The 11,968-nt window shown below is 57.3% G+C and carries 8 protein-coding genes; all 8 read right to left on the bottom strand.

What is annotated here, in order from left to right; all coding sequences use genetic code 11:
- On the bottom strand, positions 1 to 1,178 hold a 1,178-nt coding region (locus R6U90_RS07870; protein WP_410352123.1), incomplete at its 3' end, for a hypothetical protein.
- 143 nt (positions 1,179 to 1,321) lie between these two features.
- Positions 1,322 to 1,612, bottom strand: coding sequence for a hypothetical protein (locus R6U90_RS07865; protein ID WP_410352122.1), 291 nt, complete (start codon positions 1,610 to 1,612; stop codon positions 1,322 to 1,324).
- Between the two features lie 19 nt (positions 1,613 to 1,631).
- Positions 1,632 to 2,456, bottom strand: coding sequence for a DUF2797 domain-containing protein (locus R6U90_RS07860; RefSeq protein ID WP_410352121.1), 825 nt, complete (start codon positions 2,454 to 2,456; stop codon positions 1,632 to 1,634).
- Positions 2,457 to 2,552: 96 nt separating this feature from the next.
- On the bottom strand, positions 2,553 to 3,362 hold the full coding sequence (locus tag R6U90_RS07855; protein WP_410352120.1) for a rhodanese-like domain-containing protein: 810 nt from the start codon (positions 3,360 to 3,362) through the stop codon (positions 2,553 to 2,555).
- Between the two features lie 110 nt (positions 3,363 to 3,472).
- Positions 3,473 to 4,540 (bottom strand): uroporphyrinogen decarboxylase, encoded by a 1,068-nt coding sequence (gene hemE / locus R6U90_RS07850; protein WP_410352119.1) that lies wholly within the window; start codon positions 4,538 to 4,540, stop codon positions 3,473 to 3,475.
- A 171-nt stretch (positions 4,541 to 4,711) separates the two neighbouring features.
- Positions 4,712 to 6,118 (bottom strand): FAD-dependent oxidoreductase, encoded by a 1,407-nt coding sequence (locus R6U90_RS07845; RefSeq protein ID WP_410352118.1) that lies wholly within the window; start codon positions 6,116 to 6,118, stop codon positions 4,712 to 4,714.
- A 72-nt stretch (positions 6,119 to 6,190) separates the two neighbouring features.
- Positions 6,191 to 10,666 (bottom strand): glutamate synthase large subunit, encoded by a 4,476-nt coding sequence (gltB, locus tag R6U90_RS07840; RefSeq protein ID WP_410352117.1) that lies wholly within the window; start codon positions 10,664 to 10,666, stop codon positions 6,191 to 6,193.
- Between the two features lie 188 nt (positions 10,667 to 10,854).
- A partial coding sequence (locus R6U90_RS07835) for an SPOR domain-containing protein (protein WP_410352116.1) occupies positions 10,855 to 11,968 on the bottom strand: 1,114 nt, incomplete at its 5' end.

Raw genomic sequence — 11,968 nt, 5'->3', positions numbered from 1 at the left:
AGCTCACTGTACTGCAGGCGCAGGCGACTGTAATGGCTGGGTGAATAGTCGATCATCATACTGTAGCGCTCGGGGTCCTTCGCCTCTGTGCCCAGGCCGGACTCTTCCAGGTATTCATCCTGATCGATTCCGTCGTTTACAAAGTTGGTGATGGTATTGTCGGCCTCGAGCCAGTCATAACGCAGCCCCACACGCCAGGCCGGCATGAACTGGTACACGCCCTGCACATAGAAGCCCTGCTGTTCACCGGTATAGTCCGCCCGGGCGGAATCAGTTGTTGTACCTGTTGTCTCGCTGAATTTCGAACGACCTTTTTCGTCGCGCACGAAATATTCGGCCTGCAACTTGAAATTTTTCTCCCTGTTATTGCCTTTCGGCGCCCATTTGTACACAAAGTCGATCCCGGCGATATCCACTTCCCCGTTGAGCAGCTCATTATCGGCCGTGGCAGTCCCGCCGCCATGCGAGTGGCCGCCCGCCTCGCGTGTGTCAAACTCCGTGCTGTAATAACTGGCGCCCAGTTGCCAACTGGCACTCACCCCGATATCGCCGCCGGTTTTGGCGAACAGGGCCAGACCGTTATTGTTATCTTCATTCTCCCCGCCGGGGAATTCGCTGCCCGTGATGACTTCCGCGCCCAGATTCAGATAGTGCGTGGTAGGGGCGATCCAGCGCAGCTGCAGTCCCGTGTCGCTCAGACGTCCGCCCAGCATGGCATCATAAACCAGCGGTCGGTCGGCAAAGTCATGCGCATGCAGATGGATGGCATTAAGGTAACCGATCCCGGAATAGAATCGGCCGCCGCGCACGGTCAGGCCGTGTCCCAGTCCGAGGGTCTCGACAAACGCCTCTTCCATCTCCAGTTCGGTTGCGCCGTCTTCCTCGATGATGGCCGTACTGAACTGGGCATAGAATTTATCGTCGACATTGGCCGAGAGGACCAGCTCATTGTGTCCCGTGGCAAAGCCTTTGTCGGGCAGGCCGGCCTCCCCCCCGAGCTGGAAACCGGGCAGTTCCAGCGTTGTGTTATCGATATCGGTATAGCGACCATCGAGGATCAGGCTGATCGCCGGGTTGAATTCATTACCGGTAATTTTTCCCATAGCCTGGCCATAGGCCAGAGCCGGCATGGCGGCCAGAGCGGCCACGCCTGAAACCATAATTGCAATTCTGGACATTGTCTGTCTCCCACATCATAGCCTGTCGCCTGTGAACATGATCCTCGTATGAGGCATACATGCATGATTGCGACAGGTGGATCAATTAACCATGCAGCCCCCCATCGGGACACTGCGTTTGCGTTAGTCGGTCGGGTGAAAGATCAATGACGGGGTGGCGCGCGGGAGGCGTTGGCGTAGGTCGGGGTGAAATACACCGGTTGGGCATAAGACGGGGCCTTGATGGCCACCGTATCGAACAAAACTGCGACGACAGCGATGGTCGGCGGGACGGAGAACGTGGGCTGGGCATGCAGACAGAGCTGGCATTCAGTTTCACCGGTGGCGGCAATATGGCCGCTCTCATGCAGCAACAGGGCGGACTGACCCAGCAGCACGAACAGGACGAGCACGCGCGCCAGGGTGGGCCATTGAAACTGTTGCCAGAATTGCATTGCCGTCAATGAGTCCGGTTTAAAGAGAAGTCAGCTGCAGGTTATACCCTGAAAACTTGCGCATGTTCAAGACTCCACTGCTCATAATCAGGTACTGGCCCTTGATTCCCTGCAAGACACCTTCAATCAACGGGGTCTTGTCGAAATTGAGCGAAGCCACTTTTTCGGGATAGGCCTGCACCGGATACCGGATTTCAACCGCTGGCTCGTCGTGCAGCAAGGTCAGGCTACTCTCTCCGTGTTGCTCGGCCAGCTGCTGCAATGCCTGTTCGCATTCGCCAAACAGGATATCCCGCCGGGCGGACAGATCCACCGGCTCGGGCGCGCCCTTGAGCATCCGCTGCCAGGCCGTCTTGTCGGCCACATGTTGCTTGAAGATCATTTCCGCCAGGCCGGAGACCAGCCGGTTTTTGACCCGCAGAATGGGCAGGGCCTGGCTGGCTCCCTGATCCATCCAGCGGGTCGGAATCTGGGTGCCGCGGGTGATTCCCACCTTGATGCCGGAGGAATTGGCCAGGTAGACATAGTGATCCTGCATGCAGTGTTGATCGGCCCATTCCGGCTCGCGGCAGGTGCCTTCGAAATAATGACACTGTTCGGGTTTGACAATGCAGCTGTCGCACTGGGCCAGGGAGCGGAAGCAGGGATAGCAATAGCCCTGGTTAAAACTCTTGCTGGTCTTGCGACCGCACTCGATACAATGGATTTCGCCAAGATAAGTCATGGCCAAAGAGCGGCCGATCAAGGGATTCATTGACAGAGATTGCTCGCCGATCGGCAATTGATAATCGACCGGATCTCCGAGACGGGTAGTGAGTTTGCGAATATTGCCGATAAGTTGCATATCCGCATTGTCTCACAATTCGCTTCCGGGGCCTATTGCCCCGAAAGCACCGCACACTCAATAGTCCGCCGATAAACGCCGTCGGGAACAGGGCGACTATTCGCCGCTGGCGAAATCATTGCGTAACTGCTGGTAGAAGGCCTTGGTACCGCCACTCATAAAGTAATAGTCCTTGACACCCTGTTGCTCGAGCCGATACATCAGCCAGCGCACTTGCTTACCGGCTTCATCATAAATGTACATGCTTTTGCCGCTATTGGCGGCCTGCGCCATCAGTTCTCCCATTTTCTTCTCATCCGCCAGGGAGGCCCGTCTTTCTTTACCCATGAACAGCGCGTATCCGGCACGTTGCAAAGGATCGCGTGCATCCACAATCATATGTTTTTCCCGGTTTGCCCGGGACACAAATTCTTGCGGATCCAGCAGCCTTTGTTTAAAGACTGATTTGGGAATCAGCCTGCCCGGATCCAGGGGTGATTCGCCCAACAGGACCGAACGTTCGGGCTGATTCTGCGCCCAGTCCATTATGCCCGCATCAAAAGACACGACATTCTCAACCCCAAGCTGTTTGGCTTTGCGTGCCGCCTTGTATGACTTCATGCAGGTCTTGCCGTTACAGTAGGTTACGATGGTAGCGTTCGGGTTTTTCTCGCGAAGCTGGCGCATGCGTTCCATATAATCGGCATCAGTCATCGAGATATTGATCGCTTTTTTGATGTGCAAGGTGTCATATTCATAGCCGGAACGCACATCCACGATCACCACATCGTCGTAGCGTTTTGCCAGATCGTCCAGGGTGATGTATTTCACATCCAGATAGAGGCTGCGGCCGGGGAATTCATCGTTAGCCTGCAGCGGAGAAACACTGAGCAGCAGCAGACTCAATAAAGTGAGTAGTATGCGCATCGCGATACCTCGTTCTTCGAGTTATGGGGAATTACCCACTCTCTGTATCGGCATACGCCCCCGGCGGGGTTAATATTTTTGAGGCAAATAACCTTTTTTTTATTGCGTGATCAGGCCGTGTGGTAGGGTGCACTGAGCTCGTGCACGGCATCGATGAAGGCCCTGGCATGGTCGGGATCCACATGCTGGTGAATGCCATGACCGAGATTGAAAATATGACCGGCCCCGGGGCCATAGCTTTGCAGAATCGTGGCCACTTCCTCGCGGATCCGCTCGGGCGGGGCATACAGCACGCAGGGATCCATATTTCCCTGTAGCGCGACTTGCTGGCCCACCCGCTGGCGAGCCAGCCCGATGTCGATGGTCCAGTCCAGCCCCAGGGCATCGGCGCCAATCCCGGCCTGTTCTTCCAGCCATTGACAACCGCCCTTGCTGAAGATGATTACCGGGACCTTGCGCCCTTCCTGCTCGCGGTTAAGACCGGCAATGATCCGGCGCATGTAATCCAGTGAAAAGGCGTGATAATCCCGGGTTGTCAGCACTCCGCCCCAGGTATCGAAAATCATGACTGCCTGGGCGCCGGCGGCGATCTGACCATTGAGATAATCGATTACCGTCTGCGCCAGTTTATCCAGTAACTGGTGCATGGCAGCGGGATCTTCGTAAAGCAGGCCTTTGACTTTGGCAAATTCCTTGGTGGTCCCGCCTTCGACCATGTAGGTCGCCAGTGTCCAGGGGCTGCCGGAAAAGCCGATCAGGGGAACCCGGCCACCGAGCTCGCGCCGAATCGTACTCACCGCATCCATGACATACCCGAGTGACTCGCTGACATCGGGGACCGGCAGTTGTTCAATCGCGGCAGCTGAACGCAGAGGCCGCTCAAAGCGGGGACCTTCACCCTCGGCGAAATACAGACCCAGTCCCATGGCATCAGGAATGGTCAGAATATCGGAGAACAGAATCGCTGCGTCCAGATCAAAACGTTCCAGCGGCTGGAGGGTCACTTCGGTCGCCAGCTCGGGGTTCTTGCACAGATCCAGAAAACTGCCCGCCTTCTCGCGCGTGGCGCGGTACTCGGGCAGATAGCGACCGGCCTGGCGCATCATCCACACCGGCGTCACATCCACCGGTTCACGGGCCAGGGCTTTCAGTAAACGATCGTTTTTCAATTCTGTCATTTTATATTTATATCTTTTTAACGCAGAGGCACAGAGGCGCAAAGAACGCAGAGAAAAACAAAATAAATTGTTTTAATTCTACTTCTCAACAATCAGAACAGTTCTCAAAAGAACACATAAATATTTTTCCTTTGTGAACTCTGCGCCTTTGCGCCTATGCGTTGAATGTTTTTATACCTCGAGATAATCGAGGATACCTTCAGCCGCTTCACGGCCTTCGTAGACGGCGGTGACCACCAGATCCGAGCCGCGCACCATATCGCCGCCGGCGAAGATCCTGGGGTTGGAGCTCTGGTGTTTGTATTCCTGTTTTTGCGGCGCCCTGACTCGACCGCGCTCATCCACTTCGATCTGGTGTTCACCGAACCAGTCGCCGGGACTCGGTTGAAAACCGAATGCGATGATTACCGCATCGGCCATGATGATCTCCTCGGAACCCGGCACGGGCTCCGGCCGACGACGACCGCGCTCATCGGGCGCGCCCAGCTGGGTAGTGACCACTTTCACGCCCTCGACCTGGCCATTACCGACGATCTCCACCGGCTGGCGATTCCACATGAAATGCACGCCCTCTTCTCTGGCGTTGGCGACTTCGCGTTTGGAGCCGGGCATATTGGCCTCATCGCGCCGATAGGCACAGGTCACTGAAGCGGCGCCCTGCCGGATCGAGGTCCGGTTACAGTCCATGGCGGTATCGCCGCCACCCAGTACCACCACGTGACGGCCCTGCATGCTGATGTAGTCTTTGGGATCTTTTTCGTAGTCGTAACAGTGATTGATATTGGAGACCAGAAAATCGAGTGCCGGATAAACGCCGGGCAGGTCCTCGCCGGGGATGCCGGCAGTCATGTATTTGTAGGTACCCATCCCCAGGAACACCGCATCGTATTGTTCGACAATATTCTTGAAGTCAACATCCTTGCCGACCTCGATACCGAGTTTGAACTCGATGCCCATCCCCTCCAGAATCTCACGGCGCTTGTGTACCACTTCTTTTTCCAGCTTGAACTCGGGGATACCGAACGTCAGCAGACCGCCGATCTCCGGATAACGATCATAGACCGTTACGGCGACGCCGTTACGTGCCAGCACATCGGCGCAACCCAGCCCCGCCGGTCCTGCCCCGATCACAGCGACTTTCTTGCCGGTCTGTTCAACCCCGCTCATATCCGGGCGCCAGCCCTGCTCGAACGCAGTATCGCTGATGTACTTCTCAATGGAACCGATCGTCACTGCTCCGAAACCGTCGTTCAGGGTACAGGCGCCTTCGCATAACCTGTCCTGCGGACAGACACGACCACATATCTCGGGTAATGAATTGGTGCGATGGGACAATTCCGCCGCTTCGGTAATATTGCCTTCGGCGATCAGCTTCAGCCAGTTGGGAATATAGTTGTGAACCGGACATTTCCATTCACAATAGGGATTACCGCACTCCAGGCAGCGATCCGCCTGTTGCGCCGCGGTTTCGGCATTAAACTCGCCGTAAATTTCGCGATATTCCTTGATCCGCACCTCGACCGGTTTTTTCTTCGGATCGACGCGCTTGACCTGTAAGAACTGAAACGTATTACCCATAATGCCCTGGCTACCCGGTAAGGCAGCCGGCCGGGGCCGGCTGCAGGTTACTGTCATTTGTTTCTACTAAAGTTACGCGGCGCGCCGCTGCAGATCGTCCATCAGCGATTCCAACGTGGCCGCCTTTGGCTTGACCAGCCAGAAATAGCCCACTTCATCAGCGAAGTTGTCCAGCAACATCTGGCCCCGCTTGCTGCCGGTTTCACGCACGAACTCTTCGATCAGTTCGCGCAAATGGTTGCGATTGGCTTCCATGTGTTCCGGCACGATACGATGAATGTCGACGTCGTGGCTGACACAATCGACAAACGTATTGTCTTCGTCGTAAACATAGGCAAACCCGCCGGTCATCGCTGCACCAAAGTTGAGTCCGGCCTTGCCCAGCACGGTAACGTGACCGCCGGTCATGTACTCACAACCGTGATCGCCAATCCCTTCCACGACAGCATGGCAACCTGAGTTACGCACGCCAAAGCGCTCACCCGCCGTACCGGCGGCATACAACTTGCCGCCGGTTGCACCATACAGGCAGGTGTTGCCGATGATAGTGGTTTCGTGCGAGGCAAAGGTACTGCCCCTGGGTGGATACAGCACCAGCTTGCCACCGGCCATGCCCTTGCCGACGTAATCGTTGGCATCGCCTTCCAGATACATATGCAGACCACCGGCATTCCAGACACCGAAACTCTGCCCGACCGTGCCAGTGAGACGCAGAACAATCGGATTGTCTTCCATCCCCACATCCCCGTGGCGCACTGCAATTTCACCCGACAGGCGGGCCCCGATGGAACGGTGGGTATTCTGGACCCTGTAGCTAAACTCGCCACCAGTCTTGTTTTCGATCGCCGGCAGGCAGTCTTTCACCATCTGTTCGGCAAGCTCGGCCTTGTCGAACGGCTTGTTACTCGGCTTGACGCAACACTGCGGCTTGTCCGACGCGACACCGGCATCGCCAAGCAGGGCACTGAGATCCAGGCCACGCTGTTTGCTGGTCTCCCCTTCCAGAGCCTCGAGCAAATCGGTACGACCAATCGCATCGGTCAGTTTGCGCAGACCCAGCGCGGCGAGCAATTCGCGCACTTCCTCGGCAATGAAACGGAAATAGTTCATCACCCATTCCACTTCACCCCGATAGTGATCCATGCGCAGTACCTTGTCCTGGGTGGCCACGCCGGTAGCGCAGTTGTTCAGGTGACAGATACGCAAATACTTGCAGCCCATGGCGACCATGGGGCCGGTACCGAAACCAAAACTTTCCGCACCGAGGATCGCCGCCTTGATAACATCCAGGCCGGTCTTGAGACCGCCATCGGTCTGCAGGCGCACCTTGTCGCGCAGATCGTTGGCTCGCAGGATCTGATGGGTTTCACTCAGGCCCAGTTCCCACGGACTGCCGGCATATTTGACCGAGGTCAGCGGCGAGGCGCCGGTGCCGCCGTCATAACCGGAAATGGTGATCAGATCGGCATAAGCCTTGGCCACGCCGGCGGCAATAGTACCGACACCCGCCTCGGAGACCAGCTTGACCGACACCAGTCCCTCCGGATTGACCTGCTTGAGATCGAAAATCAGCTGGGCCAGGTCCTCGATGGAATAAATATCATGATGCGGCGGCGGGGAGATCAGCGAGACACCCGGCTTGCAATAACGCAGTCTGGCAATCAGTTCGTTGACCTTGTGGCCCGGCAGCTGGCCGCCTTCACCGGGCTTGGCACCCTGGGCCACCTTGATCTGCATAACCTCGGCAGAACGCAAATAAGCCGGAGTCACACCAAAGCGTCCGGAAGCAACCTGCTTGATCTTGGAACGCTTGTTGGTGCCGTAACGTTCGGGATCCTCGCCCCCTTCGCCGGAATTGGAGCGCGCGCCCAGGCGATTCATCGCCTCGGCCAGGGTTTCATGCGCTTCGGGTGACAACGCCCCCAGCGACATGGCGGCTGAATCGAAGCGGGTGACAATCTCTTCCATGGGTTCCACTTTATCCAACGGCACGCGCTGATCGCTCTCGCGCAGCTGTAGCATATCGCGCAGCGTCAGTATCTGGCGTTGATTGACCAGCGCAGTGTATTCCTTCCATTTGTTGAAATCGCCGCTTTTGACCGCTTCCTGCAGTGTGCCGATCACATCCGGATTGTAGGCGTGATCCTCGCCCCCGTGGATAAATTTGAGCAGGCCGCCCTGCTGGATCGGCTTGCGCTTGTTCCAGGCCAGTTTGCACAGCAAACGCTGGTCCTCATACAAATCACTGAAGCCGATTCCCTGAATCCGGTTGGTGGTGCCGTTAAAGCAGAGATCTACCACGTCCTGATGCAGGCCGACCGATTCAAACAACTGGGCACCGCGGTAACTGGCAATCGTTGAGATCCCCATCTTGGAGGTGATTTTGTACAACCCTTTGTTAATACCCTTGCGATAATTGGCATCCAGTGTCGCGGCACTGGTTTCGGTGATTTCGCCGCTGCGTTGCAAATCACGCAGCGTGGCATAGGCCAGATAGGGATAGACCGCCGTGGCGCCATAGCCAATCAATACCGCAAAGTGGTGGGGATCGCGGGCTGTGCCGGTTTCGAGCACGATATTGGCGTCGCAGCGCAGACCTTCCTGCACCAGACGATGGTGTACCGCCCCGGTCGCCAGCAGCGCATGGACCGGCCGGGTTTCGTTGCTGATATCGCGATCGCTCAGGACCAGCACGACCTTGCCATCTTTGATTGCCTTGACGGCCTGTTCGCAAACATCCCGGATTGCTGATTCCAGATCGAAGGCTTCGGGATAGTTGAGCGAAATCACCTGGTGCGAGTAATTCCGGTATTTTTGCCCCATCTCCAGCAGCTGGGTGAACTTGCTGTGTGAGAGTACTGGCGAGTCGACCAGTAGCCGTTCAGCGTGTTGCGGGGTTTCCTCGAACATGTTGCGTTCGGGCCCGAAGCAGGTTTCCAGTGACATAACGATCTGTTCACGGATCGGGTCGATGGCCGGGTTGGTTACCTGGGCAAACTGCTGACGGAAGTTGTCGAAGGGCGAACGCACCATGCGCGAGAGGACCGGGAACGGCGTATCATCACCCATGGAACCGACGGCTTCCTGGCCGGCTTCGCCCAGCACGCGGATCACCTGATCCCGCTCCTCGAAAGTAACCTGGAACATTTTCTGGTAGACATCCACCATGGACTCATCTACGGGACAGGCATTGTTTTCTTCCTGCAGTCGGGACTCGAGTCGACGGGCGTGCTCGCCCATCCACTGCTTGTACGGCTGGCGGCTCTTGAGGCGTTGATCGATATCTTCGGGTAACCGCAGTTCACCGGAGTCGGTATCCACCGCCAGCATTTGCCCCGGCTTGAGCCGTCCCTTGCTCACCACATCTTCCGGCGCATAATCGTAAACGCCGATCTCGGACGCCAGGGTGATATGCCGATCCCGGGTGATGACCCAGCGGGCCGGACGCAGGCCGTTGCGATCCATGCTGCAGGCAGCGTGACGGCCATCGGTCAGCACGATGCCGGCGGGGCCGTCCCACGGCTCCATATGCATGGAGTTGTATTCATAAAAGGCGCGCAGATCCGCGTCCATGGTTTCGACGTTCTGCCAGGCCGGCGGAATCAACAGGCGCATGGCACGAAAAATGTCCATGCCACCGGCCAGCAGCGCCTCTAGCATGTTGTCCAGACTGTTGGAATCGGAACCGGAGAGGGAGACCAGCGGACGCACGTCTTCCATCGGGATGTGCGGACTGTTGAACTTGTGACCACGAGCCACTGACCAGTTACGGTTGCCCTGCACGGTGTTGATCTCACCATTATGTGCCAGGTAACGAAACGGCTGGGCCAGGCGCCACTCGGGCCAGGTGTTGGTGGAAAAACGCTGATGGAACACTGCCAGCGCCGATTCCATCCGCGGATCGTTCAAATCCTCGTAGAACACCGGCAGATAGGCGGGCATCACCAGTCCTTTGTAAGAGATGACTCTTGAGGAAAGGCTGGGAATATAGAAAGTACTGTCCTGCGACTCTATGGCCTTTTCGGTGCGCCGGCGGGCTATATATAAGTGTCGCTCGAACTCGATCTCTTCCATCGAGGCCGGCGCATTGATAAAGATTTGCTCGATGGTTGGCAGAGTCCGCAGCGCTTCCTCACCGCAGGCTTCGGCATTAACCGGCACAACTCGCCATCCCAGCACCTCTAAGCCTTCTTTTTCCAGCTCATCTACCAGGGTGTGGCGGGCCGCTTCAGCCAGTTTCTCATCGGTATTAAGAAATACCATGCCCACGGCAAAGCGGTCGTTCAGTCGATAACCCTGCTCGGCGCCAATCGCCTGGAAAAAGCTGGTCGGCTGTTTTAACAACAGCCCGCAACCGTCACCGGACTTGCCATCGGCGGCAATCGCCCCGCGATGGGTCAGGCGTGCCAGAGCGCCGATGGCTGTTTCAAGGATCCAATGGCTGGCCTTGCCATCCATATGGGCGATCAGCCCGAAACCGCAATTGTCCCGTTCAAAATTCGGTTGATAGAGCCCGGTCGGGCGTTGTGTCTGTTTGCTTACTGTCACTGGAACCGCCACCGCTGAATACTTACCGTTATTCGAGGTTTTACCCGCAGATCGCGGGCAAAATGGCCCAGAAGTATACAGCCAGGCTACAGGCCCCTGCAATGCTCCGTAAGGGGCTGTTTTAAAACCGGTTTTACCTGCTCAATGACAGGAGGAACGGCAGGGATATTGCAAATCACGGGAAAGCTTCAGTTGCGATAGAGATCGGCGTGGATATCACTGAACGGGCGGGGCCAGGGCGATTGCTCGCGCAGGGGTGATGGCAACTGGCCTCTGGCGTCCAGGGCAGCCTGGCGACTCGTATAGTTGCCCAGCACCACCACATACCAGGGCTGTGCCTCGCGACGCGTCTGATAAAACACCGCCTGGCCACGCAGATCATAGCGATCAATAAACGCGCGCACCGCATCGGCATTACGCCCGGCAATCAGCTGCAGCGTGTAATGCCCCGGATCCTGATCCCATAACCAGGCGGCATGATCGCGCAGGGTATCCGAACGCGGAACCGGTTTGTCTGTGATCGACGTTTGCGAAGCGCTCTGCTGTACCGCGTTATCCTGCTGCGGCTGAATATCACCGATGCGTCGAATCCAGGGCTCGATATCGTCGGGCAAGTCACCGGCTGCCTGTTGTGCATCGCCACGATCCGCAAAGCTGCCATAGGCCACAGCATACCAGGGCTCGCCGTTGCGCCGACTTTCGAAGATCGCGCTGTTGTCAGCCAGGTTGTGTCGTTCAATGAAGGCCTGCAGGTTGTCGCGCTGCCGGGCCGCCAGCAATTGCAGGGTGTAGTGATCGGCGGGCTGACGCAGCAGCCAGTCGGAGGCCGGTTCCGGTGACGATGCTGTGGTGCGCGGTTCGGCGGTTTTCGTGTCGGAGTCTTTATCCTGCGGTGTTTCTTCTTCCTGCTGCGACATTTCTTCTTTCTGCCGCGGCGCCCGGACCTCGAACTGCAGGCGATCGCTGGCACCGCTATCGGGATTACGGGCCACCACCAGCCAGGTTTGCGGTATGTTGCCGACCGTGATCCGGAAATCGAGCCGGTTGGCATCGACCCGGGTTACGCGAGAGGTTTGCAGGGTCTTGCGCTGGTTGCCCCACTCGACCGTGATCCGGGTCGTGTCATCGAAGCCTTCCCCCCGCAGGGTCAGGGTCTGCTGGTGTTCGCTGGCCGGCACCGGATTCGGCTCCAGTGACTCGATTCGCAATGTCGCGGGCCTCGGTTCGCTCGGGGGCGTCTCACTTGCCTCCGCATCCCCGGAATCCCCGGACCGGGGTTCATGCTCAACGCTGTTCCCGGTC

This window comes from Thiohalophilus sp. (genome assembly GCF_046483665.1).
In the GTDB taxonomy this organism is placed as follows: domain Bacteria; phylum Pseudomonadota; class Gammaproteobacteria; order UBA6429; family Thiohalophilaceae; genus Thiohalophilus.
The sequence above is the reverse complement of the archived record's forward strand: the minus strand, read 5'-3'. Positions and strand labels throughout refer to the sequence as shown.